The sequence below is a fragment of the Rheinheimera sp. KL1 genome (genome assembly GCF_001275035.1).
GTDB classification, from domain to species: domain Bacteria; phylum Pseudomonadota; class Gammaproteobacteria; order Enterobacterales; family Alteromonadaceae; genus Pararheinheimera; species Pararheinheimera tangshanensis.
Window position 1 is genome coordinate 102,356 of record NZ_LAMX01000013.1, and the last position, 24,536, is coordinate 126,891.

Here is a 24,536-nt window from a genome sequence, read left to right on the forward strand (position 1 = left end):
CGAACAAGGGATGAACAACTCATCCCTATTCCATATTCAACTCTTTCAGCTTACGGGTCAGCGTATTACGACCCCAGCCTAAACGTTTAGCCGCGTCCTGTTTATGACCGTGGGTGTAATGCAGTGCTTGTTGCAGCACAATCTTTTCAAACTCCGGTCCTGCTTCTGCCAGTATATTTTCTTCACCTGCATTGAGCTTTTGACTAACCCAGGCCGCTAAGGCATCTTGCCAGCTTTGTTGACCACCAGCCGTAGAGTTAACCACCACTTTAGGTGCAGTAGTCAGCTCGGGCGGTAAGTCGGATAACAACACCTGCTTACCGCTGGCCATAACTGTCAGCCAACGACAGCTATTTTCCAGTTGACGTACGTTACCTGGCCAGTCGAGCTGAGCTAAAAATTTTTCGGTCTCAGGAGCGAGATTTTTCGCTTCGACATTCAGTTCGCGGGCCGCCTGCTGCAGGAAATGCTGTGCCAGTTTCGGGATATCCTGTTTGCGGTCCTTCAATGCCGGAATTTGAATACGGATCACGTTCAGGCGGTGAAACAAATCCTCACGGAATTTGCCTTCAGCCACTAAAATCTCCAGATTCTGGTGCGTTGCCGCGATAATACGCACATCCACACTAATGCCCTGATGACCACCGACCCGATAAAACTGGCCATCTGCTAAAACCCTCAACAAACGGGTTTGCACATCCAATGGCATATCACCAATTTCATCGAGGAATAAAGTGCCGCCATCGGCCTGTTCAAAACGGCCCTTGCGCAAATTGGCTGCGCCGGTAAAAGCGCCTTTTTCATGACCAAACAGCTCAGACTCTATTAAATCTTTTGGAATAGCGGCCATGTTCAATGCGATAAAAGGCTGCTCCGCTCGTGGGCTATGTTTATGTAGCGCATGAGCCACTAACTCTTTACCCGTACCTGACTGACCGTTGATCAGTACACTGATACTGGAGCGTGATAAGCGGCCTATAGCGCGAAATACTTCCTGCATAGCCGGAGCTTCGCCGATAATTTCCGGTACTTCAGTTTGTGCCACAGCCTGCTGTTTTGGCTGTTTGGCCTGGCTATGAGCCAAAGCGCGTTGTATCAGCGACACAGCTTCGTTGACATCAAAAGGTTTAGGCAGGTACTCAAAGGCGCCTTTTTTAAAGGCATTGACGGCGCTGTCCAGATCCGAATGCGCCGTCATAATAATGACGGGCAGTTCAGGCGATAACTCCTGCAATTTAGTCAGTAATGCCATGCCATCTGTGCCCGGCATCCGAATGTCGGATACCACTACGGTAGGTTGTTCATACTGCAAGCGTTGCAACATTAAATCGGCCGACGCATAACTTTCACAGGCAATATCAGCCCTGGCCAGTGCCTTCTCTAACACCCAGCGGATCGAATTGTCATCATCAATAATCCAGACTACTTGCTGCATTGTTCTTCTCCAGAGTTATTGAGCGGTAAATACAAAGTAAAAGCGGTTTGCCCCGGCCAGCTTTCGCAATCAATCCAGCCACCGTGCTGGTGAATTAAGGTTTGAGCGATCGACAAACCTAAGCCTGTACCGCCGGGTTTGCCTGTGACCATAGGGAAAAATAAAGTGTCTTTAATTTCAGCGGGAATACCAGGGCCGTTGTCTATCACTTTAACGGCTGCGACTAAACGGTGGCGGCGGCCGTGAATGGTATGCTGATTGAGGATCCGGGTTTGTAAGGTGATTTGCCCGCCTTCAGTCAACACCTGCTGTGCATTACCCACTATGTTTAGCAGAGCTTGCTCTATCAGTTCAGGGTCGAAGGAAAAATCCGGAATGCTGGGATCATAATCCCGCTGAAATTGCACATGAGTAGGGTTGTCCATTTGCGCCAGCTGGCTGACTCGTTCCAGCACCTGATGTACGTTGGATGGCTTTTTATTCGGAGCTTTGTAGGGGCCGAGTAAACGGTCTACCAAATTTCGCAGTCGGTCTGCCTGGGCAATAATCAGCTGAGTGTATTCTTTCTGATCGTCATTTAATGACTCTTCCAGCAACTGAGCTGCGCCACGTAAACCGCCTAAAGGGTTTTTAATTTCGTGAGCCAAACCGCGGATCAGCTCTCGCGCAGCTAAATGCTGGTGCTGTTGCAAACTTTCCAGGCTGATTTTGCGCTGTTGATCGACCTGACGTAATTCCAGCATCAAGGCTAAATGGGGCTGTTCAATCAGATTGACTGTCACGTCCAGCAAAATATGTCGGCCATCCAGTAATACGGCCTGTACATCACTGATGCCAAAACCTTGCCGGTTTTGCAATGCGGTTAAAAAGAAACTGGAGGTTAGATCCGTGTACTGAAATAAGGTAAAAAAATACTGCTGCGCCAGCCGTTTTTCGCCCACACCAAACATAGCCGAACTGGCGGTATTAAAATACTGCACCTGTAGCTGGCTATCGAGCACCAAAATGGCGGTGCTGAGCTGGTCGGTAAAGTCGGTGGTGGAAAAATCCATCGTCTTTTGTTCTTGGGTCACTGTGTTTACCTTTTGCACCAAAATGGTGCTCTGATTTCACAGTGTACTGTAAAATAGGACGGCTAACCGTCAAAATGCACTATTTTGGTGACGCTATTGTTGTTTTACGTAAATAAAAGGTTGTGATAGTACTTTCTGCAATTAGCTTGCCGTTTTGATCGATTGCTTGTAACTGAAGCTGATGTTCTCCTCGCTCCACCCCGAGCATTCGGAAATTACTACTTTGTTGCAGTGGACTGTGTTGAATGTTATCCAGTACTAACCGTAACTTATGCTGATCCGCTAAGGTTGGCTGTACTTCTGTTTGCACTAGCACTTCACCTTGATTGGAGATCACAGTCGCTTCCATGGCTGGGGTTAGTATAGTCAGTTGATAAGAGGCTACGTTCTCGGTTAACGAGGCTAGAGGAGTAATTTGAGCGACTGGTTGCGTAGGTTGACTTGGCAATGATACTTTCAGCTCCAGCTTTTTGGAGCCGGCCACTGCTTGGTCTGAGTACAGCGGTACTCCGTTTTTATCGACGCTGAGATACACCTGCTGTGCCTGCAGCGAGCTGCAGAAAAACACAAAACAACACATCAGCTTGTTCATATCTACCTTAGAGTGATAGAGAGGCCTTTCTTCACTCTAATCTGTCCTTAATAGGATCTCAAATAGCTGAAAAAGAAAAACCCGCGACAGGCGCGGGTTTTCAGGCATCTTACAAGCGGTATTAAACGCTGTAGTACAGTTCGTATTCCAGTGGGTGAACTGCGACAGAAACACGTTTAGCTTCAGCGCGTTTCAGTTCGATGTACGCATCGATCATTGCGTCAGACATGACGCCGCCTTTAGTGAAGATAGCGCGGTTTGCATCCAGTGCATCCAGAGCTTCGTCTAAAGAACCACAGACCTGAGGGATCAGTGCTTCTTCTTCTGGTGGCAGGTCATACAAGTCTTTATCCATGGCATCGCCTGGGTGGATCTTGTTCTGAATACCATCTAAACCAGCCATTAACTGAGCAACAAATGCCAGGTACGGGTTAGCCGCCGGATCCGGGAAACGCACTTCAATACGACGTGCTTTCGCACTTGGTACCAGTGGAATACGGATGGACGCTGAACGGTTACGGGCTGAGTAAGCCAGCATTACTGGTGCTTCGAAATGTGGCACTAAACGCTTGTACGAGTTCGTAGAAGGGTTAGTGAAGGCATTGATTGCTTTCGCGTGCTTGATGATACCGCCAATGTAGTACAGGGCAGTTTCTGATAAACCCGCATATTTATCACCAGCAAACAGGTTTACACCGTCTTTTGCTAATGACTGGTGGCAGTGCATACCTGAACCGTTATCACCAACCAGAGGTTTTGGCATAAAGGTCACAGTTTTACCGTACAGGTTAGCAACGTTGTGAATCACGTATTTTAAAACCTGAGTTTCGTCAGCTTTTTTAGTTAACGTATTGAAACGAGTTGCGATTTCGTTCTGACCAGCAGTAGCAACTTCATGGTGGTGTGCTTCAACAGTCTGGCCCATTTCTTCCAGTACCACACACATGGCGCTACGGATATCGTGGTGTTGGTCTACTGGTGGTACCGGGAAGTAACCGCCTTTTACGCCAGGACGGTGCGCTTTGTTACCGCCTTCGTATACTTTATCCGAGTTCCATGCAGCTTCAGCAGAATCGATAGCGAAGAAAGCTGTAGACATCGTATTTTTGAAACGTACGTCGTCAAACATAAACCATTCTGGTTCAGGTCCAAACAAGACAGTGTCAGCAATACCGGTAGACTTCAGGTACTCTTCGGCACGTTTAGCAATAGAACGCGGGCAGCGTTCGTAACCTTGCATAGTGCTTGGTTCGATCACGTCACAGGTAATGTTTATTGTGGTTTCTTCAGAGAACGGGTCCAGTAACATGGTGTCTGCCTGAGGCATCAGGATCATGTCTGAGTCATTAATGCCTTTCCAGCCTGCAATGGAAGAGCCGTCAAACATTTTGCCGTCTTCAAAGAAATCTTCGTTGATCTGGCTGGCAGGAATAGTAACGTGTTGCTCTTTACCTTTGGTATCTGTAAAGCGTAAATCAACAAATCTTACGTCGTTCTCTTTGATAAAACTCAGTACTTTAGATGCAGACATGCATTCCTCCGGTTTGTGCTGTTGACGGGTGCGATCGAGCACCTGTTTTTATAATGCTGGCTTAGGCCAAAGCTTTGCATAATGAGATGCTATTCTTGTGCCATATATTTATGGTGTTGATTTTTATAGTCTTTTATTATTTTTTGTTCAGGCCTAAATTAGGGTTTGCATTAATTTGGTGCAATGTTGCCTCATTGTGAAGCAAGAGCCCCAGCTTGGTGCTTTGACTTAAAATAGCAAGTTTCATCGCACTGTCACCTAAAAGCGTTGAAATAACTCGTTTGGTTACATAGTTTTAAAAAAAGCTACCGAAGATCAAAGTTATTTTTTTCTTTCTGTACAAAAACAGAGTAGAATACGCGCCCTTGAATTCGAACAACTTTTAGTCAATGCCTAGTAATCAGGTTTATGGTCAGCTAGTGCCACAGAGGAAATATCAATGAGCGGAACCGCTTCAGCAATAGAAAAACTGCGTAATATCGCCATTATCGCGCACGTTGACCATGGTAAAACAACTTTAGTTGACAAGTTACTACAACAATCAGGCACTTTTGACTCCAGAGCTAAATTACAAGAACGCGTGATGGACTCCAACGCCCAGGAATCTGAGCGTGGAATAACCATTTTGGCAAAAAATACCTCAGTACGCTGGAATGGCTACCACATCAACATTCTGGACACACCGGGCCACGCCGATTTCGGTGGTGAGGTTGAGCGTGTATTGTCTATGGCTGACTCTGTATTGTTATTAGTTGACGCTGTTGAAGGCCCGATGCCACAAACGCGTTTCGTTACTCAAAAAGCCTTCGCTCACGGTTTAAAGCCTATTGTAGTTGTGAATAAAATTGACCGTCCGGGTGCACGTCCTGATTGGGTTATTGACCAGGTATTTGACCTGTTTGACAACTTAGGCGCAACTGACGAGCAGTTAGATTTCCCTATCGTTTACGCATCAGCTATCAATGGTTGGGCGACTCTTGATTACAACGAGCCAAAAACAGATATCAACGATTTGTTCGCCGCTATTGTTGAGCACGTAGCTCCACCAGCTGTTGAGCTGGATGGTGATACTCAAATTCAGGTCTCTCAGCTGGATTACTCAAGCTACTTAGGCATCATCGGTATCGGTCGTATCAAGCGCGGTACTTTAAAGCCAAACCAGCAAGTGACAGTTTTGGGTGCCGATGGTACTAAGCGTAATGCGAAAGTAGGTCAGGTTTTTGGTTACTTAGGACTGGAGCGTATTGAAGCCACTGAAGCCAACGCGGGTGACATAGTTGCGTTCACTGGTTTAGGCGAGTTAAAAATCTCCGATACCATTTGTGCTCCAAACAATCTGGAACCATTACCAGCGCTGCAAGTTGACGAGCCGACAGTGACTATGACCTTCCAGGTCAATACCTCTCCATTTGCAGGTAAAGAAGGTAAGTTTGTTACTTCACGTCAGATTTTGGATCGCTTGAATGCTGAACTGAAACACAACGTAGCTTTACGTGTTGAAGAAACAGAAGACGGTGACAAGTTCAAAGTATCAGGCCGTGGTGAATTGCACTTAGGCGTGTTAATCGAAAACATGCGTCGTGAAGGTTTTGAACTGGCCGTATCTCGTCCAGAAGTGATCATGCGCGTCGAAGACGGTGTGAAAACCGAACCAATGGAAAACGTCACCATTGACGTGGAAGAACAGCACCAGGGTTCTATCATGGAAAAAATGGGTGAGCGTAAAGCTGACCTGACCAATATGCAACCGGATGGTAAAGGCCGTATCCGTATGGACTTTAATATGCCAAGCCGCGGTTTAATTGGTTTCCGTACAGAATTTATGACTTTAACTTCTGGTACTGGTCTGATGTACCACAGCTTCGACTGCTACGGTCCATACAAAGGCGGTACTATCGGCCAGCGTATGAACGGCGTGTTGATTTCTAACGCGACGGGTAAAGCTGCTGGTTACGCCATTTTCTCTTTGCAGGAACGTGGTCGTATGTTTATCGGTCACGCCGAAGAAGTGTACGAAGGTCAGGTCATTGGTATCCACAGCCGTAGCAACGATTTAACTGTAAACTGCTTAAAAGGCAAACAGTTAACTAACGTACGTGCTTCTGGTACTGACGAAGCCATCAACCTGGTTCCACCAATCCGTTACGCTTTGGAACAGGCTCTGGAATTTATTGATGACGATGAACTGGTGGAAGTAACGCCATTATCTATTCGTATCCGTAAACGTCACTTAACGGAAAACGACCGTAAACGTGCTGGCCGTGCCGGTTAATAACGTCGTTTAAGAGTAAAAAAACCGCCACAAGGCGGTTTTTTTGTTTGAGGGGAAGCGGACGTTGAACCTCAGCTGATGTCAGTAAGCTGTTACATCTGAACACTTTTACGCACAATTAATCACTTCGGCAAACTAAGATACTGAGCTATATTGGTAGCAGTAGATTTAGCGTCACTGCCCTCTCGCAATAGGTGGGATTGATCAGTGGTTGCCAGAAACGAAAAGAGGTGAGTTATGCGTTTTATTAAATCTGGTGTATTGATGCTTTCTATGCTGGTTATCACAGCCGCTGCAGCCGCAGAAGTAAAGGTTGAATACAAGGACTATAAAAAGTTTACGGACATGAAACCAGCCAACGAACCTCGGGGTAGCTATGAAAAACGCACTATGGCTAGCTTCGATAAAATATTTGCTGATTTGGCTAAACAATTACCTGAAGGTTTCAGCTGGACTGTCGTGGTCACCGATATAGATTTGGCGGGAGACGTGAATCATATGATGACTCAGACAGGGCAACAGATCCGCGTGATCAAGGATATTTTTATCCCAAGAGTCAATTTTAGCTACACATTGCTTGACCAAAACAAGGTTGTAGTGGCAGAAGAAAAAGATGTAAAGCTCAAAGACATGGGCTTTATGAACCGGATCAGCAATGTACGTGCCGATCGTCCGTTGGAACATGAAAGGGTGATGCTGGAACGTTGGTTTAAAGAGACTCTAATGCCTGTAGTTGCTTCTTATCAACAAAATACGACTACAAAAGGTTAGCTATTTCTCTGTAAATAGCGATGGCTTCCTCACGACTTAATTGACCACTGGAAGCCGCTTTTCCCAGCGTGCTGCTTACCCGTATTGAGTCTTGCCGAGGTTCTTCTTTTTGCTGCTGTGGCTCAGGCAAAATTTCTGCCAGCTGTTGCTGTTTAAGTTGTTGTACCGAGGGTTCTAATTGTCTGGCTAAAGCAGTGCCTGGATTAGAACGAGTTTGACCGCCGGAAAGCGCAAATTGTCGTGCTTCCAGTTTTATATTGTCTACTGAAGTGGTTAAGCTGGCCATGGCGTACTCCTTCTACCAAGTTAGAGTAGTGCAATGGCCTGGTGTCGTTAGAATAATTTTTTATAAGCGAGTTAAAAAACAGGCTATTTTGTGATTGCTTGACGAAACTCTGCCAGAGTTTTGTGTAGCAACTGAATTTGTTTGACCACACGTTGTAAAGTGGCTGTATTAAACTGCTGTGTTTGGCGCATAGCTGCTACTTGCTCAGCTGCTTCACTTAAATAAGGCATAAATCTGTTACTGCTGACCTGAAAGCTTTTGTCGTTAACAAAAATGGTCTGATACTTGCCATGACCTTGTTGCTGGATGTCATCCAAAATCGCGTCTGCGTCCAAAGCTTGGCGATACAGATCTTTTAAGTTTTGATCCAGTTGTTCCAGTAATTGATCCATGATTGTGTCTCCCCAAAATTTTCCGCATTATGCCACAGCCAACGCCTGATGCCGATTGAGTCGCTGAGCTTTTTACTTAGGGTTCGAAAAGATTACTCAGAGCGGTTTGTTTTTGTTTTGATTTGTTATATTATCTCACTCCTTTAAAATCGGAGTGTTAATTCGTGCTGAGTCAGGTTCGTAATACATTAGATAAAGTAGGTATAGCCATCACGTCTTTGTGTGCTATTCATTGCATTATGCTACCTGTGTTATTGCCTGTGTTGCCTTTATTGGGATTGAGTGCCTGGCACAACCATGCCTTTGAGCGGATTATTTTATTGATCACTATGGTGTTGGGTTTTATTACTCTATTTGCCGGTTTTCATCGCTACCATAAAAAGATTTACCCTTTTTATTCGCTGTTTTTAGGTGGTTTTATTTACTGGCAAAAAGACATTTTTGGCCACGACTACGAGCACTATATTTTGATTGTGGGGGCCTCTTTTGTTGTACTGGCGCATATCTTAAATATCCGCCTGTGCAATAAATGCCATAGCTGCGACAGCCACAAGCATTAAGCTTAATCACCTGCTACCAGTTTCTGGCTTGCAGTGGATAGTTACAAAAAATCCCGTCTACACCCAACTGCTGCAGTTTTTTCGCTGTGCAGGCGTCGTTCACTGTATAGACCAGCACTTTTAAGCCACGTTGATGCGCATCCTGTACCATCTGCTGGTTGATAAAACCTTTATCACAATGCACTGACCAGGCACCGAGCTCTGATGCAAAGGCGGCATAATCCAGAGGTAATGAGGCCGTTAAGGCGCCAAGTTTTAAATCTGGTCTGTGGTTTTGAATCTGTTTCAGCAGATGATGGTTAAAAGAAGAAATCAGCAGTTTGTCCGGCTTTGTGCCAAGTTCTGTTTCCGCTTTTTTAAGCAGGGCTACTAATGGCTCAGCTGTGTCTGCACCTTTCAGCTCAATATTCAATAAGGCCTGGTTGTTCACTAGTTGCAGTACCTGCCATAAGGTAGGAACTTGTTGGCCTGAACCAGCATCCAGTTGTTGTAATTGTTGCAACGTAAAATTGTGCAGTAAGCCTGTACCATTGGTGGTGCGGCTGACATCTTCGTCGTGGATCACCACCAGCTCGTTTTCGACACAAAACACGTCAATTTCAATGCCATCCGCTTTTGCCAACAGAGCTTGCTCTATCGCCAGCAAGGTATTTTCCGGATAAGAGCCACTGGCCCCACGATGGGCAAAAATTTGCATTAATATTCTCCGTCGCCAGACACAAAACTCTGAGGAATAAAAAAAGCAGAGACCGGGCTCTGCTTTCTATCATCTAACCTTTAGAGACTATCTCGGCAAAAGGCTCGCCCATGCGTGTCACCGCTGTTGGGTATTGCTTGTCTGTAAACTCAATTTGACCGGCCTGGAACGCCAGGATCACTGTGGATCCTAATTTAAAGCGACCCATTTCAGCACCTTTGTCTAAAGTAACAGCTTGTGGTCCTGCGGCGGGATAAATCCAGCGGAAGACATCTTTACCAGCAGGTGGAGTTACAGTGCCGGCCCAGACGGTTTCAATACTGGCCACTATAGTCGCGCCTACTAATACCAAAGCCATAGGGCCCAGTTCAGTATCAAAAATCGTGACTACTCGTTCGTTGCGAGCGAATAAATCCGGCACGTTTTCGGCTGTCAGCGGATTCACTGAAAACAACTCTCCCGGTACATAAATCATTTCACGTAAGGTGCCTTTGATAGGCATATGAATACGGTGATAATCTTTAGGGGCTAAATAAATAGTAGCGAATTTACCGCCGGCGTAAGGCGCTGACGTCGCCGCATCACCGCCTAATAAGGCTTGCAATGAATAATTGTGGTTCTTCGCCTGAATTAACTTACCATCGACGATATCACCTAACTGACTGATCGCACCGTCTACCGGCTGGCAAACCACATCATCGTCGGTATCGACAGGACGTAAGCCATCTTTTAACGGACGGGTAAAAAACTCGTTAAAGCTGGCGTAATCCGAAGCCTTTTCAAATTTAGCTTCAGCCATATTAATTTTATAGGCTTTGATAAACAGATTAATCAGCGCATGGCTGATAAAACCTAAACGTGCTGCTGCCAAATAGCCAACAAGACGGGACAGTAAATGCTTTGGCATTACGTATTGCAATGCGATTTTGACTTGATCCATAGTGGATTTAAACCTCAGGGTTGAAAATAATTCGGTTTATCCTGCGCCATACTCAGCAAGATTTTATGGTAATTAGCAAAACGTTCCGGGTGAATTTCACCGATACTGACAGCGTGCTGTAAGGCACAGCCCGGATCGTTTAAATGCTTACAATCACGGAATTTGCAGCGGCCAAGCCAGTCTTTAAACTCAGGATAACCTAAAGCTATTTGCTCAGGCTCCAAATGCCACAAGGCAAATTCGCGGATACCGGGCGAATCAATCAGATCGCCGCCGTCAGGCAGGTGGTACAAACGAGCCGTAGTGGTGGTATGTTGGCCTAAACCAGAATTCTCCGACACTTCGCGGGTTTCGGCGGAAATATCCGGCAACAGGTTATTTACTAAAGAGGATTTTCCTACCCCTGACTGACCAACAAAAATACTAACACCTTGTTTCAGGTAGGCATCCAGCTGAGCAGTGCCTTCGCCGGTTTTGGCACTGAGTAATAAAAATTCGTAACCAATCTTTTGATAAATCGCTAGTTGCTGATCGACTTCAGCACGTTGCTCTTCCGTTAATAAATCAATTTTATTCAACAATAACAAAGGTTTAATATGCATAGCTTCGGCCGCTATTAAATAGCGGTCGACAATATTCAGCGAAAACGCAGGTAAAACCGCAGAGACAATAATCATCAAATCTATATTGGCAGCTACAGGTTTTAAACCATCATAAAAGTCAGGACGCAGTAATACGGATTCGCGCTCAGCAACAGCTTCGACAACACCTTCTGGGCCACCGCCTGGCACTTTAGTGCGGCGAAACACCACTTTGTCACCTGTCACCAGAGAGTTAACAGTGCGGCGGATATTGCAACGAAAGATCTGGCCTGAGCTATCTTCAATATCGGCATGTTGGCCAAAACGACTGATCACTAAGCCATGTTCAGCTTCAGTCAATAAGTCAGAATCCAGCTCTGGTTTGTTGGTTTTATTCTGAGCCCTGGCTAAACGACGATCCTGATTGGCGGCTATACGTTGATGCTGGCGTTGATTGAGATGCTTTTTCTTGGTCACTGGGGCCTTGTGTCTTTACTGTTGCCTGACTACGGCGGTTTTTACTTTGCTTAAGGCATAGTATGATACCGCTATTCGGGCAAGTTACAAAGCAGCAATACTGGCTGCATATTACCTAGGGTATAAAGCATGGCGAGCAATGAGAATAATCTGGTGTGGATCGATCTGGAAATGACTGGTTTGGATCCGGAACAGGATGTCATTTTAGAAATGGCTACTATAGTCACCGATAGCCAACTGAATATACTGGCTGAAGGTCCTGTATTTGCTATTAAAACACCTAAAGCTGTATTAGACGGCATGGATGCATGGTGTACTGAAACTCACGGTAAAAGTGGTTTGACCAAGCGTTGTCTGGAAAGTGAAGTTGAATTAGCAGATGCTATGGCACAGACCATCAGCTTCCTTTCTGATTATGTGCCTGCAGGCAAATCACCTATGTGTGGCAACAGCATTGGCCAGGACAGACGCTTTCTAGTCAAGTATGCGCCGGAATTTGAGGCTTTTTTCCACTATCGCAACCTGGATGTCAGCACAGTGAAAGAGCTAGCGAGAAGATGGTACCCGGAAGTGACTAAGCTGGTTAAAAAGTCATCAAGTCATTTAGCTCTTGATGATATTCGGGAATCTATTGCGGAATTAGCAGTTTATAAAAAACATTTTTTCAAAATTCCTGAATAAAATCTCTTGCAAAGGCCAAGGAATTTTGTAAAATGCGCGCCGCTTCGAACGAAAAATCGATTGAAGCGGTGTTTTTAGTAATCTTCTTTATAACCAAGATAAAGAGTACTGGTTACCAAAAAACAGGATGCGGGCATAGCTCAGTTGGTAGAGCGCGACCTTGCCAAGGTCGAGGTCACGAGTTCGAGCCTCGTTGCCCGCTCCAAGTTTTACTCCATTTTCTATTTTCTTCTTAAATCTAAAACTTACTCTTTTGCCTTGAACTCAACTTGCTGGCGGATTTTATTGCTGCTATCTTTGCCTGACTAAAACTTACAGGTAAGACCAGTATGAAAGCCATTAATAAACTCGGCCGTTATGTGACCAAAATCAATCACTACTCGCCTTGGTTACGTTCTCCTCTGCTGACTTTATTGTTTGGTAAAGCTGTGAAATTTGCTGGTACTGCCTCGGTCAAAGTTGATTTGTTAAATTTTCAACAGGCGCAATTAAGCTTGGCGAACAAGACCAAAGTACAAAACCATATAGGTTCTGTGCACGCTGCTGCTATGGCTTTGCTGGGGGAATCAGCCAGTGGTTTTTTAGTCGGTTTGCATGTGGCTGACGATCGTATTCCGCTGTTAAAGTCGATGCAGCTGAACTATGTCAAAAGAGCGACAGGCAAGCTGGTGGCAACGACCTCACTGACGGATGAACAAATTCAGTGCATTCGTGACACAGAAAAAGGCGAGATCACTATGTTGGTGAAAATTACTGATGAGCTGAATGTGGAGCCTGTCATCGCAGAGTTTGTCTGGGCCTGGGTGCCTAAACAGAGAAAATAAAGTTTGGATAGTTAGTTGGCAGGCTATGATGAATTTAATAACGGAGACTTCTATGCCTGCATCACCCTGTAACCGCATTTGCTGTTTAAATCACTCTGATGTTTGTTTGGGCTGTGGTCGCACTTTGCAGGAGATTAAAGACTGGCATACCGCGGATCGGACTCAGAAACTGCAAATTTTACAAGACGCGCAGCTGCGTTTGGCTGCAAAGCCTCAGTTTGATCTTAAGCATCGCGCGGTAGACCCTTCTGAATAACCCGAACTAAACGGTCGGTCTGGCGACTCAATAAATTTTGCTGTAACAGACTTTTATTCTGCTGCTGTCTTAAAGCCCACTGAATATGCTCTGCCACCAACTCAGAGGCTAACGCCAGTTGCTGTTCTAACGCGTCGACAATAGTAGGATCAAAAGGTGCGTTACCCAAAGCGACAGCAATATTGCGTTGCCAGCGTTGATAACCTATACGGCGAATCGCAGAACCTTCTGTGTAGTTTAAAAATTCAGTTTCAGTCCAGCGCCATAAATCCAGCAAAGATGTATTCAGCCACTGTGGTCTGCGCTGAAAGTCTTGCTCATGGGTAGTATCCGCTGCTCTGTTAACAGGGCATACCAGTTGGCAATCATCACAACCATAAATGCGATTGCCAAGCAAAGGCCGGAACTCTTCTGGAATAGCACCTTGCAGCTCTATCGTCAGATAAGAAATACAGCGTCTGGCATCCACTGTGTAAGGCGCTACTATAGCCTGAGTCGGACAAATAGTGATGCAAGCCACACAAGAGCCGCAGTCTCCTGTATGTACAGCGTCGACAGGCAGCGGAATATCAACCAGCAATTCGCCGAGGAAAAACCAGGAACCAGCATCCTGATTCAACACCAGACTATGTTTACCTTGCCAACCAAGGCCAGCTTTGACTGCAAGCGGCCGCTCCAGAATAGGAGCCGAATCAACAAAAGGTCGGAAACCTAATGCTCCCAACTCTTTTTCTATCCGTTCGCCCAACTGTTTTAATCGGTTACGAATGAGCTTATGGTAATCGCGCCCTAGCGCGTAACGGCTGATGTAGGCCATTGAAGGATCGGCCAGATTGGCGGCAAACTGTGCATGCTCTGGCAAGTAATCCATTCGTACGCTGATCACCCGAATAGTGCCTGGATGTAATTCAGCAGGCCTCGCTCTTTTCATACCATGAGCAGCCATGTAGTCCATCTCACCATGATAACCCGCATCCAGCCATTGCTGTAATTTAGGTTCTTCCGATGTTAGATCCGTATCGGTTATACCTATTTGTTGGAAGCCGAGTTGCTGGCCCCATACTTTAATTTGCTCTGCAAGCTGCTGCCAATTGATGCTGTTGGTCATACTGAGATCCACTACTATTCGCTGCGCACTTTAACATAAAAGCCACTCAGGTTTTTGCTTTGACCTTTATACTTCCTGTTTCAGAAGAAACTGGCTGCACTGCGCTGTTTTTGTTAGCATAGCGGTCAATTCATCTGCTGTAGTCAAACAGCACGTGCGCTTAAAAAATTGTGACGACTGAGATCACTCAGCTTAGGTACAGATGACAGCTCAAAGCTACATTTTTCATTTAGCGGATGAAGCCGCTACTTTGGCATTGGCCGCCTTATTTGCACCCCATTTACGCCATGGAGCAGTAGTGTATTTGCAGGGTGATTTAGGGGCAGGTAAAACCACCTTTAGTCGTGGTTTGTTGCAGGCTATGGGACATCAGGGCAATGTGAAAAGCCCTACGTATACCTTGGTTGAACCCTACACTATTGCTGAACAGCAGGTCTTTCACTTTGATTTGTATCGTCTTCGCGACCCGGAAGAGCTGGAGTTTATGGGGATTCGCGACTATTTCTCCAAAGGCAACTTGTGTCTTATTGAGTGGCCTGAACGAGGTTATGGTTTATTGGCGGATGCTGATCTGGATCTGCAGTTACAGATCGATCAAAATCAGCGTCAGTTGTGTGTAACGGCAAATCAGCCTGATGCTGTGCTGTGGTTGAACGCTATTAAGTTGGCATGGGAGCAGGCTCAATGAGTCTGACACTCAGAATTGTTGCTCTGCTGCTGTTACTTGTGTCCAGCCAAAGCTGGGCAGTGAACAGTGTCAAAGGTGTGCGCATTTGGCATGCGCCTGACAATACCCGATTGGTGTTAGATTTGGCCAATGCCCCCACACACAAAGTAAAACGCTTAAGTAACCCAAGTCGACTGGAAATAGAGCTTGCTGGTGTCACTAGCTTGAACATAGGCACTGTCAGTGGGGACTCACCTCTGGTCAAGCGGGTTTATGCCAGCAGAACACCAAGTGCGGCTACTGCCGTGGTGATCGAACTGGCTTTTCCGGTCAATGACAGTATTTTTTCTTTGCCACCTTCACCGCCTTATGGCCATCGTCTGGTAGTAGATATAAAAGCGCAAGGTGTTGTCGCTGCGTCCAATCAGACAGCGCCTGTTACCTCAGTGACTTCGTCACGACCACAAGCCGTGGTGTCTCAGCCTGTAAGCTCAGCGCCTCAAAGTACGCTCCATAGCAAAGCGACAGGGCGGGATATTATTATCGCTATTGATGCAGGGCACGGTGGTCAGGATCCGGGAGCGGTCGGACCTAAAGGCACCTATGAGAAAAATATTACTCTATCTATATCGCGCCAGTTAGCCGATATGATCAATAAGCAACCTGGCTTAAAAGCTGTGCTAACCCGTACCGGTGATTACTATATTCACCCAAATAAAAGACCGGATATCGCTCGTCAAAAACAAGCTGATTTATTGATTTCGGTGCACGCAGACGCTGTACAAAACCGCAAAGCTCATGGCGCATCGGTCTGGGTGTTGTCGATGCGCCGCGCTACGACCGAAGTGGGACGGATGCTGGAACAAACCGAACAACATTCAGAGTTATTAGGTGGTGTGGCCGAAGTCATTAAAGACTCGGCTAACGAACGGTATCTGGCACAAACCGTACTGGATTTGTCGATGAATCATTCGATGGTCACTGGGTTTGAAGTAGCGAAAGAGATATTACGTGAAGTAGCACCCATAGCCCACTTACATAAAAAGGAGCCGCAGGCTGCCAGTCTGGCTGTGTTAAAGGCGCCAGATATTCCATCCATTCTGTTTGAAACAGGTTTTATATCGAACTACAACGAAGAACGTTTACTGAAAGATTCAAATCATCAACACAAGCTGGCGTTGGCTATGTTTCGGGCTATCAAAGGTTATTTTGAAAAATCACCGCCAGCGGATTCATTATTTGCCGCCCATAAAAATAATGGCCGCTCAGTGCCTAGTGTGATGCCCTCCACACACAGACGATCATCAGCTGTCCCTGCAATGAGCAATCGGACTCATAAAGTAAAACGGGGTGAGTCTTTATCCAGAGTGGCGAAACAGTATGGAGTCAGCATGGCTGAACTTCGCAGGCACAATAATCTGAAAAGTGACAACATTCTGATTGGTCAGGTATTGCGGATCCCCTGATGCCTATTCAAATTTTACCTCCTCAACTGGCTAACCAGATTGCTGCAGGCGAAGTGGTAGAACGTCCTGCCTCTGTCGTCAAAGAGCTGGTCGAAAACAGCCTGGATGCTGGTGCCGATCAAATTCTGATTGAGATTGAGCGTGGTGGCAGCAAAAAAATCCTTATTCGTGATAATGGCTCTGGCATAGCTGAAGCTGAGTTAGGCCTGGCTCTAAGTCGACATGCCACCAGTAAAATAAGCTCTCTGGATGATTTGGAACAAATAGTCAGTCTGGGCTTCAGGGGGGAAGCTTTGGCTTCTATCAGCTCTGTTTCCCGTCTGACGTTAACGTCAAAACCAGCGGCTCAGGATAAAGCCTGGCAAGCCTGTGCCGAGGGCCGTGATATGCAGGTACAAATTAAACCTGCAGCTCATCCGGATGGCAGTAGTATTGAAGTGCTGGATCTGTTTTTTAATACTCCGGCCCGGCGTAAGTTTTTGCGCAGCGACAAAACCGAGTTTGCGCATATTGATGAGTTGGTGAAACGTTTAGCATTAAGCCGTTTTGATGTCAGTTGGACTTTAATTCATAACGGTCAAACAGTACGACAGCTGAAAAAAGCCGATAGCCGCGAAGCGCAGCAAAAACGCGTAGCCGCTTTGTGTGGCAAAAACTTTCTGGAACAGGCTGCTTTTGTTGAAGTCGCTTATGACGACTTAAAGCTTTGGGGCTGGGTGTTGCAACCCTCAGCCTGTAAAGAGCAACTGCAATGTCAGTACAGCTATGTCAACGGCCGTATGATGAAAGATAAGTTACTCAATCATGCGATACGTCAGGCTTATGGCTCTATGCTAAGTGCTGAACAGCAACCGGCTTTTGTACTCTATCTGGACATTAATCCACGTCAGGTGGATGTCAATGTGCATCCGGCCAAGCATGAAGTTCGGTTCCATCAGGCTCGTTTAGTACACGATTTTGTTGCCTCGGCATTAACTGACGCGTTACTGCAGTTAGAGCCGCAGCAACAGAGTCGTGAGGTTGTAGTACCAGCAGAACCTTCTGCCTTTGCTATGCCGGAAGCTTCAGCACTAAAAACCAGATCTGAACCTGTTCAGCGTTCTGCCACAGCTCCTTCTTATGCTGCCAGACATTCAGCTTATGCAGGTCAACCTTATCGACCTGCGGTAGCACAACCTGCAGCACAAAGCTGGCCGGTCTTTGCTGAAAAAACTCAGCGGGTGGAGCAATCAGTGTCTGTTGTACGACACGATGCTCTGATAAGCCAGAATCGTTATTTGCTCTGCTCTGGCTCAGATCAACTCTGGTTAGTCGATATAGCGCTGAGCAGCGCCAGATTATGGCTGGAACAAGGTGCAGAGCCTTTACCTTTATTGATGCCAGTACGCTTAACGCTACAACAAACAGAGCAAGAGTTGTTGCTCAGCAAAGCGGATTTATTAAGCCATTTGGGTTTTGATTTTTTAATCAGTAATCAAACTTTAATTGTCAGAGCTGTGCCGACCTGGTTGCGACAAAGTGCAGTAGCGCAGTGGTTACCTTTATGGTGGCAAGGCTGGTTACAGCAGCAAGATATACAACTGCTAAGCTTATTGTTGCAGCAGTTATTAGGCTCAGAATTACTGCTAGCCTCTGCTTTAATGAAACATTTTCCATTGTTAAGTCAGCAAGGGCCACATTGGTCTGCCGTGCCATTGGATTTAACAGCTTCAATTCAGCTATTGCAGGACTCAGATGGATCCTAAAGTCATATTTTTAATGGGGCCTACTGCCAGTGGCAAAACTGCACTGGCCATAGATCTGTATAAAAGCATCCCGTCAGAATTGATTAGCGTCGACAGCGCTTTAATTTATAAGGGCATGGATATTGGTACCGCCAAACCCACTGCAGCCGAGCTTTTAGACGCACCTCACCACTTAATTGATATTCTGGATCCGGCTTTTGCTTATTCGGCTGCAGATTTTCGTAACGACGCATTACGACTTATTGCTGATATTCACAACAGAGGGAAAACCGCTATTCTGGTTGGCGGTACTATGTTGTATTTCCGCACTCTGTTACAGGGCATATCGCCTTTGCCTGAAGCGGACCCGGAGATACGGCAACAGATTGAAACTGAAGCGGCAGAGCACGGTTGGGGCTATTTGCATCAGCAATTGGCAGAGTTTGATCCGGTGTCGGCGGCCCGTATTCATCCGAATGACCCACAGCGGGTCAACAGGGCTGTAGAGGTCTACCGGTTAACTGGTAAGAGTTTAACTGAATTGACAGAGCAAAAAGGTGAGCCTTTTCCATATCAGGTGCAACAATTTGCTATCAATCCGACAGATCGCTCTGAACTTCACCAACGTATAGCTGTCAGATTCCGGCAAATGCTAGCTTCTGGTTTTGCTGAAGAAGTAAAAACTCTGATGCAACGACCTGATTTGCATTTGGATTTACCTTCGATGCGTTGTGTGGGCTACCGTCAGATGTGGTTGCACCTGCAAGGACAGCTGTCTGAGCTGGAGATGATCGAGCAGGGAATTGCCGCTACTCGTCAACTGGCGAAACGGCAACTAACCTGGTTACGCAGCTGGCCTGAATTAAATTGGTTAAAAACTGAAGACAAACAGGCCGAAAACTTGCAAGCCATTTTAACTTCGCTAAGCTAGTTAAAGATAATTGAAAAAAAGTTGTTATTTAACGACTTGAAAATAATATAATAATCCATATATAGAGAACCATAATTAGAAATAAGGAAAGCGAAAATGGCAAAGGGCCAATCGTTACAAGACCCGTTTTTAAATACTTTAAGACGTGAGCGTATCCCAGTATCTATTTATCTGGTGAACGGTATTAAATTGCAGGGACAAATCGAGTCTTTTGATCAATTTGTGATCCTTCTGAAAAACACAGTCAGCCAAATGGTCTACAAACATGCCATTTCTACTGTAGTCCCAGCTCGCGCTGTCAATACTATGGCTAGCCATGGTACAGGCACAGGCGAAATGGACGAGATGGAATAATCGGGAATTCTTAAGCTTGTTTGACAGCGAAATGGTGGCCGAGCAAGCGATCCTTGTGCATATCTATCTTTCACAAGACAGCGCCAGCGAAGATTTGCAGGAGCTGGAGATGCTTGTGTCCTCGGCTGGAGTTCAATCACGTGCTGTGATGACCGCCAACCGTAGTTCGATTGATGCTAAGTTTTTTCTTGGCAGTGGCAAAGCGGCAGAACTAGCGCAAGCTGTCGCTGAGCTACAAGTCGATCTGATTATTTTTAATCACGCTTTAACCCCTGCTCAAACCCGTAACCTGGAACTGCTTTGTCAGTGCCGGGTTATTGATCGTACCACCTTGATCCTGGATATTTTTGCCCAGCGCGCCCGCAGCTACGAAGGTAAACTGCAGGTTGAACTGGCGCAGCTAAAACATTTGTCGTCGCGTTTAGTGCGCGGCTGGGACAATGCTGAGCGGCAAAAAGGTGGCATTGGCATGAGAGGCCCGGGTGAAACCCGTCTTGAAACAGATAGGCGTTTGGTGCGGGAGAAAATCACAGCTTTGTTACTGAAGCTGGATAAAGTCGGTAAACAGCGTGAGCAAGGCCGCAAGGCCAGACAACGTGCTGAAATTCCTGTAGTGTCTTTAGTCGGCTATACCAACGCTGGTAAATCTACTTTATTTAATCGCCTGACCAGTGCGGATGTTTATGCAGCCGATCAGCTGTTTGCAACGCTGGACCCAACACTACGGCAAGTGAAACTGCCAGAGTTTGGTTCTATTATCTTTGCCGATACTGTGGGTTTTATCCGTCATTTACCTCATGACTTAGTGGCAGCTTTTAAATCCACTTTGCAGGAAAGCCGGGATGCGGATTTGCAACTGCATGTGATAGATGTAGCCGACCAGCGGATGGCGGACAATATCAAACAAGTGCAACTGGTGTTACATGAAATTGACGCCGATCAGGTGCCTCAGTTACTGGTGTTTAATAAAATTGACCAGACTGAGCAACAAGCCCGTATAGAATACAATGAACAAGCAGAACCTATAGCCGTCTACATATCAGCGAAGCAGGGGTTAGGTATAGAGTTGCTGTTGCAGGTGATCCGCGAACGACTGGCGGATGACTATATGCAGCTGGATTTAAAACTGCCTGCAGATGCCGCTCTATGGCGGGCTCGGTTACACGAACTCTCTGCGGTTCAGACAGAATCTTTTACTGATCTGGGGGAAACCCAGCTTAGAATCGTCTTATCAAAAGCTCAGTGGGCGCGTTTACTGAAACAAAGTGATGGACTGTTACAAAACTATATCGTCAGTCCTTAGTTTTTTATCGTCAGCACGAAGCTTTTTTTGATACATTAGTTTCAATATCACAACTAGAGATGGAGTGAAGCATGGCTTGGAACGAGCCGGGCAATAATGGCAAAGACAACGACCCTTGGAAACAAGGTGGTCGTGATCAGGGCCCGCCCGATTTAGATGAAGTATTCCGTAACTTAAGCAAAAAGTTCGGTGGTATCTTTGGTGGCAATAAAAACACCAGCAGCAACAGCAATAACAGTGGTGGCTCAGCCGCACTGATATTAATAGCTGTGGTAGCTTTACTGGTCTGGGCCTTTAGTGGCTTTTACACCATTAAAGAATCAGAACGGGGTTTGATCTTACGTTTTGGTCAGTATCACTCTGAAGTGATGCCTGGTATTCACTGGAAACCGACTTTTATCGATACAGTCACTCCGGTGGATGTGACCAGCGTGCGTTCATTACGTACCGACGGTTTTATGCTGACTCAGGATCAAAACCTGGTCCGTGTCACTTTTGAAATCCAGTACCGTGTGTTTGATGCCCGCGCTTACAAGTTCTCTGTGGTCGATGCAGACAGCAGCTTACGTGAAGCGACAGACGCCGCCTTACGTTATGTGGTAGGTCATTCCATTATGGATGATGTACTGACCAAAGGCCGTGAAGTGATTCGTCAAAACACCAGAACTGAGTTAGAACAAATCATCTCTCCTTATGCCATGGGTTTAGAATTAGTGGATGTCAACTTCCGTGATGCCCGTCCACCAGAAGAAGTGAAAGAAGCTTTTGATGATGCGATAGCGGCGCAGGAAGATGAGCAACGTTACATTCGTGAGGCTGAAGCTTATGCCCGTGAAATCGAACCGCGTGCCCGTGGTCAGGTGAATCGGATGATGCAGGAAGCTGAAGCTTATAAACAACAGACCTTGTTAAAAGCTCAGGGTGAAGTGGCTCGTTTCGAGAAACTGTTACCTGAATACCTGGCTGCGCCACAAGTGACTCGTGATCGTATGTACTTAGAGACAATGGAGCAGGTATACGGCAATAGCTCTAAAGTACTGGTTGATGTAAAAAATGGTAATAACATTATGTATTTACCTTTGGACAAAATGATTAATAACAGTGGCGATACCAAAGCTCCTGCGATGAACCCATTAGCGCCAAACAGAACCAATGGTAATGAGGGCAGAACTCCGGATCTGCGTCCTGAAGCAAGCCGTGCAGACAGCACCAGAACTGGCAGAGGTTAAGTGATGAAAAATTTAGTATTAGCCTTAATCGCTATCCTGGGTATTGTTGCAGTGTCTTCAGTCTTTGTTGTACCTGAAGGCGAACGTGGCATTGTCATTCGTTTTGGTAAAATTCAACGTGATGACACTGAAGCTGTTCGGGTGTTTGAACCTGGCCTGCATTTTAAAGTGCCGCTGATTGAGAACGTTCGTAAACTGGATGCCCGTATTCAAACTCTGGCAGATCCGTCTTCAGACCGTTTTGTTACCGCTGAGAAAAAAGACTTATTGGTCGACAGCTATGTGAAATGGCGTATTGCCGACTTTGGTAAGTACTTCTTATCCACTGGCGGTAATTTGTCTCAGGCTGAAGTGCTGTTAAAGCAGTACATCAACAACGGTTTACGTACTGAGTTTGGTAGCCGCACCATTCAGGAAATTGTATCGGGTGAGCGTACTCAGCTGATGCAACGTGCAATGGAACAGGCTGCTTCTGGTTCAAAAGAGTTAGGTATAGATATACTTGACGTTCGGGTGAAAAAAATCAATTTACCTGATGAAATCAGTAACTCTATTTTCCAGCGTATGCGTGCTGAACGTACTGCAGTGGCTAAAGAACACCGTAGCCGTGGTATGGAACAGTCTGAAATTATCAAAGCGGACGTCGATGCCCGTGTGACTATTATGGTAGCGGATGCTGAACGTAACTCACGTACAGTGCGTGGTGAAGGTGATGCAGCTGCTGCTAAAGTTTATGCGGATGTGTACAGCAGAAATGGTGAGTTTTACAGTTTCGTGCGTAGTTTAGAAGCCTATAAGAATAGCTTCCAGAACAAAAACGACGTGATGGTGATCCAGCCAGATAACGACTTCTTCCGCTATATGAAGTCGGACAAAGTGCAAAACTAAGCTGACACCAGCACTGTTTTGTTGAATAAGAAAAGGCCCTTAAGGGCCTTTTCTGTTCCTATAGCTTTCGGTTACTCTGCGTTGTCTTTCGTAAGGATCTTCCTATGTATCAGCAGTTTTATCAGCACTTCTTAAAAGCCAACCCGGATAAACAACATTTTGCCTGCCATTCCCATCACTATTGGCCCGATGTAACCCGCGACGCCACTTTGGCTTACTGGGATGACAGTGCCAGGCTGGTGGATGATAAGTGGGATCTGGTGTTTGGTGATAAAGTGCCTGCGGTACAGCACCACATAGCCCGAATTTTAAAGCTGCCTGACGCAGAACAAATAGTGTTTGCGCCCAATACCCACGAATTTGTCATGCGGATATTAAGCTGCTTTGACTGGTCCAAAGCCCTAACAGTCGTCACTACCGATAGCGAGTTTCATAGTTTTCATCGTCAGATCAATCGTTTGTCAGAACTAAACACAGTTAATGTCATTCGGGTACCGACCGAGCCTTTTGCTACTTTTCCAGAGCGTTTTGCGGCAGTTGTGGCGGCTCAGCCGACGGATCTGGTATTTTTCAGTCAAGTGTTTTTTAACTCTGGAGTGGGGGTTAAGGAGTTGACTGGTCTGGTCCAACAGCTGGATAAAGTCACAGACGCAATGATAGTCGTAGACGGCTATCATGGTTTTATGGCGGTGCCGACCGACTTATCGGCTATAGCACAGCGTATTTTTTACCTGGCGGGCAGTTACAAATATGCGCAGGGTGGCGAAGGCTGTTGTTTCCTGGCTGTACCGAAAGGCAGTGAACACAGACCTGTTTACACCGGCTGGTTTGCTGAATTTGGTGAACTGGCAAAGGCTAAACAAGGACAAGTGCAATACGCCAACAATGGTTATCGTTTTGCCGGTGCTACTATGGATTGTTCAGCTTTATACCGGGTGTTGGCAGTCTTTGACTTGTACCAACAGCAAAGCCTGACGGTTGAAAAAGTGCAGTCTTATATCCAAAGCCTGCAGCACAGCTTCCTCGCCATATTAGATGAAATGCAGCATCCACTGCTAAATCGTGCTCATCTGCTGGATAAGCAAAATCAGCAACAAGGTCAGTTTTTAACTTTTCGTTTTGCAGCTGATGATGTGGCTCGTATCGCTGCAGCATTAAAGCAGCAGGGCATCATAACGGATTACCGGGGTGACAGGCTGCGTTTTGGTTTTGCCTTGTACCACAATGCGGCGGACTACAACTTAAGTTGCCTGAAGGAGATTCGTTAAATGGCAGACTACTGGTGGGCGGCTTTAGGGCTGGTGTTGATCATTGAAGGCCTGGGGCCGATGTTATTTCCAAATAAGTGGCGCTCTTACCTGCAGAAAATCGCAGAACAACCCACAGCTCAAATGCAGCAGGTGGGTGGAACACTGGTGATTGCTGGTATTTTGCTGCTGTTTTTCTTTGCCTCTTAGCTATTTTTATCCCTCTTAGTTATTGAAAAAGAACCAGAAAG

The 24,536-nt window shown here is 46.1% G+C and carries 26 protein-coding genes and 1 tRNA gene; 17 read left to right on the forward strand and 10 right to left on the reverse strand.

The window, feature by feature from the left end; genetic code table 11:
* Nucleotides 1-25 precede the first annotated feature (25 nt).
* The 4 genes from glnG to glnA form a co-directional block, all read right to left on the reverse strand.
* Complete coding sequence (gene glnG, locus WH43_RS06770; protein ID WP_053423872.1) at nt 26-1,435, reverse strand: nitrogen regulation protein NR(I); 1,410 nt, start codon at nt 1,433-1,435, stop codon at nt 26-28.
* Nucleotides 1,423-2,508 (reverse strand): nitrogen regulation protein NR(II), encoded by a 1,086-nt coding sequence (glnL, locus tag WH43_RS06775; RefSeq protein ID WP_229670235.1) that lies wholly within the window; start codon nt 2,506-2,508, stop codon nt 1,423-1,425. The genes glnG and glnL overlap by 13 nt, the downstream gene beginning before the upstream one ends.
* Before the next feature lie 79 nt (nt 2,509-2,587).
* Nucleotides 2,588-3,100, reverse strand: a complete 513-nt coding sequence (locus WH43_RS06780; RefSeq protein WP_053423874.1) for a DUF4124 domain-containing protein — start codon at nt 3,098-3,100, stop codon at nt 2,588-2,590.
* Nucleotides 3,101-3,221: 121 nt separating this feature from the next.
* Complete coding sequence (gene glnA / locus WH43_RS06785) at nt 3,222-4,631, reverse strand: glutamate--ammonia ligase (RefSeq protein ID WP_053423875.1); 1,410 nt, start codon at nt 4,629-4,631, stop codon at nt 3,222-3,224.
* 439 nt (nt 4,632-5,070) lie between these two features.
* On the opposite strand from glnA, the gene typA reads away from it, so the two are divergent.
* The gene (typA, locus tag WH43_RS06790) at nt 5,071-6,903 is read left to right on the forward strand and encodes a translational GTPase TypA (protein WP_053423876.1); all 1,833 of its coding nucleotides are present in this window, start codon (nt 5,071-5,073) and stop codon (nt 6,901-6,903) included.
* A gap of 237 nt (nt 6,904-7,140) precedes the next feature.
* Entirely contained in the window at nt 7,141-7,674 is a 534-nt protein-coding gene (locus WH43_RS06795) for a DUF3016 domain-containing protein (protein WP_053423877.1), read from the forward strand.
* Here WH43_RS06795 and WH43_RS06800 read toward each other — a convergent pair.
* Both WH43_RS06800 and WH43_RS06805 read right to left on the reverse strand, forming a co-directional pair.
* Nucleotides 7,661-7,960, reverse strand: coding sequence for a hypothetical protein (locus tag WH43_RS06800; protein ID WP_053423878.1), 300 nt, complete (start codon nt 7,958-7,960; stop codon nt 7,661-7,663). The two genes, WH43_RS06795 and WH43_RS06800, sit on opposite strands and share 14 nt — an antisense overlap.
* An 83-nt stretch (nt 7,961-8,043) precedes the next feature.
* Nucleotides 8,044-8,352, reverse strand: a complete 309-nt coding sequence (locus WH43_RS06805; RefSeq protein ID WP_053423879.1) for a hypothetical protein — start codon at nt 8,350-8,352, stop codon at nt 8,044-8,046.
* 164 nt (nt 8,353-8,516) lie between these two features.
* Here WH43_RS06805 and WH43_RS06810 point away from each other — a divergent pair, with 164 nt between their 5' ends.
* Nucleotides 8,517-8,912 carry a MerC domain-containing protein gene (locus tag WH43_RS06810; RefSeq protein ID WP_053423880.1) on the forward strand — a complete coding sequence of 132 codons (396 nt, stop codon included), beginning with the start codon at nt 8,517-8,519 and terminating at the stop codon, nt 8,910-8,912.
* A gap of 13 nt (nt 8,913-8,925) precedes the next feature.
* Here WH43_RS06810 and WH43_RS06815 read toward each other — a convergent pair whose 3' ends face one another.
* From WH43_RS06815 to rsgA, 3 genes are all read right to left on the reverse strand, one after another.
* A complete protein-coding gene (locus WH43_RS06815) occupies nt 8,926-9,609 on the reverse strand; it encodes a glycerophosphodiester phosphodiesterase (RefSeq protein WP_053423881.1) in 684 nt (227 codons plus the stop codon).
* A 73-nt stretch (nt 9,610-9,682) separates the two neighbouring features.
* Nucleotides 9,683-10,549 (reverse strand): archaetidylserine decarboxylase, encoded by an 867-nt coding sequence (gene asd, locus WH43_RS06820; protein ID WP_053423882.1) that lies wholly within the window; start codon nt 10,547-10,549, stop codon nt 9,683-9,685.
* A 14-nt stretch (nt 10,550-10,563) separates the two neighbouring features.
* Nucleotides 10,564-11,607 (reverse strand): small ribosomal subunit biogenesis GTPase RsgA, encoded by a 1,044-nt coding sequence (rsgA, locus tag WH43_RS06825; RefSeq protein ID WP_053423883.1) that lies wholly within the window; start codon nt 11,605-11,607, stop codon nt 10,564-10,566.
* Between the two features lie 129 nt (nt 11,608-11,736).
* Here rsgA and orn point away from each other — a divergent pair, with 129 nt between their 5' ends.
* From orn to WH43_RS06845, 4 genes are all read left to right on the forward strand, one after another.
* Nucleotides 11,737-12,288: an oligoribonuclease gene (gene orn / locus WH43_RS06830; protein WP_053423884.1), complete on the forward strand. Its 552-nt coding sequence runs from the start codon at nt 11,737-11,739 to the stop codon at nt 12,286-12,288.
* A 129-nt stretch (nt 12,289-12,417) separates the two neighbouring features.
* Nucleotides 12,418-12,493, forward strand: a tRNA-Gly gene (locus WH43_RS06835).
* A 124-nt stretch (nt 12,494-12,617) separates the two neighbouring features.
* Nucleotides 12,618-13,112: a DUF4442 domain-containing protein gene (locus tag WH43_RS06840; protein WP_053423885.1), complete on the forward strand. Its 495-nt coding sequence runs from the start codon at nt 12,618-12,620 to the stop codon at nt 13,110-13,112.
* Nucleotides 13,113-13,164: 52 nt separating this feature from the next.
* Entirely contained in the window at nt 13,165-13,368 is a 204-nt protein-coding gene (locus tag WH43_RS06845) for a DUF1289 domain-containing protein (RefSeq protein ID WP_082335707.1), read from the forward strand.
* Here WH43_RS06845 and queG read toward each other — a convergent pair.
* The gene (gene queG, locus WH43_RS06850; protein ID WP_053423886.1) at nt 13,337-14,476 is read right to left on the reverse strand and encodes a tRNA epoxyqueuosine(34) reductase QueG; all 1,140 of its coding nucleotides are present in this window, start codon (nt 14,474-14,476) and stop codon (nt 13,337-13,339) included. The two genes, WH43_RS06845 and queG, sit on opposite strands and share 32 nt — an antisense overlap.
* Nucleotides 14,477-14,678: 202 nt before the next feature.
* Between queG and tsaE the strand changes: the two genes are divergently transcribed.
* From tsaE to WH43_RS06900, 10 genes are all read left to right on the forward strand, one after another.
* The gene (gene tsaE, locus WH43_RS06855) at nt 14,679-15,164 is read left to right on the forward strand and encodes a tRNA (adenosine(37)-N6)-threonylcarbamoyltransferase complex ATPase subunit type 1 TsaE (RefSeq protein ID WP_053423887.1); all 486 of its coding nucleotides are present in this window, start codon (nt 14,679-14,681) and stop codon (nt 15,162-15,164) included.
* Nucleotides 15,161-16,609: an N-acetylmuramoyl-L-alanine amidase gene (locus tag WH43_RS06860; protein WP_082335708.1), complete on the forward strand. Its 1,449-nt coding sequence runs from the start codon at nt 15,161-15,163 to the stop codon at nt 16,607-16,609. Before tsaE ends, WH43_RS06860 begins: the two co-directional genes overlap by 4 nt.
* Nucleotides 16,609-18,354, forward strand: a complete 1,746-nt coding sequence (mutL, locus tag WH43_RS06865) for a DNA mismatch repair endonuclease MutL (RefSeq protein ID WP_053423889.1) — start codon at nt 16,609-16,611, stop codon at nt 18,352-18,354. Before WH43_RS06860 ends, mutL begins: the two co-directional genes overlap by 1 nt.
* A complete protein-coding gene (miaA, locus tag WH43_RS06870; protein WP_053423890.1) occupies nt 18,344-19,264 on the forward strand; it encodes a tRNA (adenosine(37)-N6)-dimethylallyltransferase MiaA in 921 nt (306 codons plus the stop codon). The genes mutL and miaA overlap by 11 nt, the downstream gene beginning before the upstream one ends.
* 96 nt (nt 19,265-19,360) lie before the next feature.
* Nucleotides 19,361-19,618 (forward strand): RNA chaperone Hfq, encoded by a 258-nt coding sequence (gene hfq / locus WH43_RS06875; protein WP_053423891.1) that lies wholly within the window; start codon nt 19,361-19,363, stop codon nt 19,616-19,618.
* Between the two features lie 16 nt (nt 19,619-19,634).
* Nucleotides 19,635-20,921, forward strand: coding sequence for a ribosome rescue GTPase HflX (gene hflX, locus WH43_RS06880; RefSeq protein WP_053423892.1), 1,287 nt, complete (start codon nt 19,635-19,637; stop codon nt 20,919-20,921).
* Between the two features lie 71 nt (nt 20,922-20,992).
* Complete coding sequence (hflK, locus tag WH43_RS06885; protein ID WP_053423893.1) at nt 20,993-22,150, forward strand: FtsH protease activity modulator HflK; 1,158 nt, start codon at nt 20,993-20,995, stop codon at nt 22,148-22,150.
* 3 nt (nt 22,151-22,153) lie between these two features.
* Nucleotides 22,154-23,038 carry a protease modulator HflC gene (hflC, locus tag WH43_RS06890; RefSeq protein ID WP_053423894.1) on the forward strand — a complete coding sequence of 295 codons (885 nt, stop codon included), beginning with the start codon at nt 22,154-22,156 and terminating at the stop codon, nt 23,036-23,038.
* Nucleotides 23,039-23,142: 104 nt separating this feature from the next.
* Entirely contained in the window at nt 23,143-24,306 is a 1,164-nt protein-coding gene (locus WH43_RS06895) for an aminotransferase class V-fold PLP-dependent enzyme (RefSeq protein ID WP_053423895.1), read from the forward strand.
* Nucleotides 24,307-24,495 carry a DUF2065 domain-containing protein gene (locus tag WH43_RS06900; protein ID WP_053423896.1) on the forward strand — a complete coding sequence of 63 codons (189 nt, stop codon included), beginning with the start codon at nt 24,307-24,309 and terminating at the stop codon, nt 24,493-24,495.
* Nucleotides 24,496-24,536: the final 41 nt, after the last annotated feature.

Coding starts and splice junctions, on each gene's coding strand:
- mutL (WP_053423889.1), top strand. CDS start 16,609: ATGCCTATTCAAATTTTACCTCCTCAACTGGCTAACCAGATTGCTGCA.
- WH43_RS06805 (WP_053423879.1), bottom strand. CDS start 8,352: ATGGATCAATTACTGGAACAACTGGATCAAAACTTAAAAGATCTGTAT.
- glnG (WP_053423872.1), bottom strand. CDS start 1,435: ATGCAGCAAGTAGTCTGGATTATTGATGATGACAATTCGATCCGCTGG.
- WH43_RS06840 (WP_053423885.1), top strand. CDS start 12,618: ATGAAAGCCATTAATAAACTCGGCCGTTATGTGACCAAAATCAATCAC.
- WH43_RS06845 (WP_082335707.1), top strand. CDS start 13,165: ATGCCTGCATCACCCTGTAACCGCATTTGCTGTTTAAATCACTCTGAT.
- WH43_RS06815 (WP_053423881.1), bottom strand. CDS start 9,609: ATGCAAATTTTTGCCCATCGTGGGGCCAGTGGCTCTTATCCGGAAAAT.
- WH43_RS06895 (WP_053423895.1), top strand. CDS start 23,143: ATGTATCAGCAGTTTTATCAGCACTTCTTAAAAGCCAACCCGGATAAA.
- asd (WP_053423882.1), bottom strand. CDS start 10,549: ATGGATCAAGTCAAAATCGCATTGCAATACGTAATGCCAAAGCATTTA.
- hfq (WP_053423891.1), top strand. CDS start 19,361: ATGGCAAAGGGCCAATCGTTACAAGACCCGTTTTTAAATACTTTAAGA.
- glnA (WP_053423875.1), bottom strand. CDS start 4,631: ATGTCTGCATCTAAAGTACTGAGTTTTATCAAAGAGAACGACGTAAGA.
- hflC (WP_053423894.1), top strand. CDS start 22,154: ATGAAAAATTTAGTATTAGCCTTAATCGCTATCCTGGGTATTGTTGCA.
- WH43_RS06800 (WP_053423878.1), bottom strand. CDS start 7,960: ATGGCCAGCTTAACCACTTCAGTAGACAATATAAAACTGGAAGCACGA.
- typA (WP_053423876.1), top strand. CDS start 5,071: ATGAGCGGAACCGCTTCAGCAATAGAAAAACTGCGTAATATCGCCATT.
- WH43_RS06900 (WP_053423896.1), top strand. CDS start 24,307: ATGGCAGACTACTGGTGGGCGGCTTTAGGGCTGGTGTTGATCATTGAA.
- tsaE (WP_053423887.1), top strand. CDS start 14,679: ATGACAGCTCAAAGCTACATTTTTCATTTAGCGGATGAAGCCGCTACT.
- orn (WP_053423884.1), top strand. CDS start 11,737: ATGGCGAGCAATGAGAATAATCTGGTGTGGATCGATCTGGAAATGACT.
- queG (WP_053423886.1), bottom strand. CDS start 14,476: ATGACCAACAGCATCAATTGGCAGCAGCTTGCAGAGCAAATTAAAGTA.
- miaA (WP_053423890.1), top strand. CDS start 18,344: ATGGATCCTAAAGTCATATTTTTAATGGGGCCTACTGCCAGTGGCAAA.
- WH43_RS06860 (WP_082335708.1), top strand. CDS start 15,161: ATGAGTCTGACACTCAGAATTGTTGCTCTGCTGCTGTTACTTGTGTCC.
- WH43_RS06780 (WP_053423874.1), bottom strand. CDS start 3,100: ATGAACAAGCTGATGTGTTGTTTTGTGTTTTTCTGCAGCTCGCTGCAG.
- hflK (WP_053423893.1), top strand. CDS start 20,993: ATGGCTTGGAACGAGCCGGGCAATAATGGCAAAGACAACGACCCTTGG.
- WH43_RS06795 (WP_053423877.1), top strand. CDS start 7,141: ATGCGTTTTATTAAATCTGGTGTATTGATGCTTTCTATGCTGGTTATC.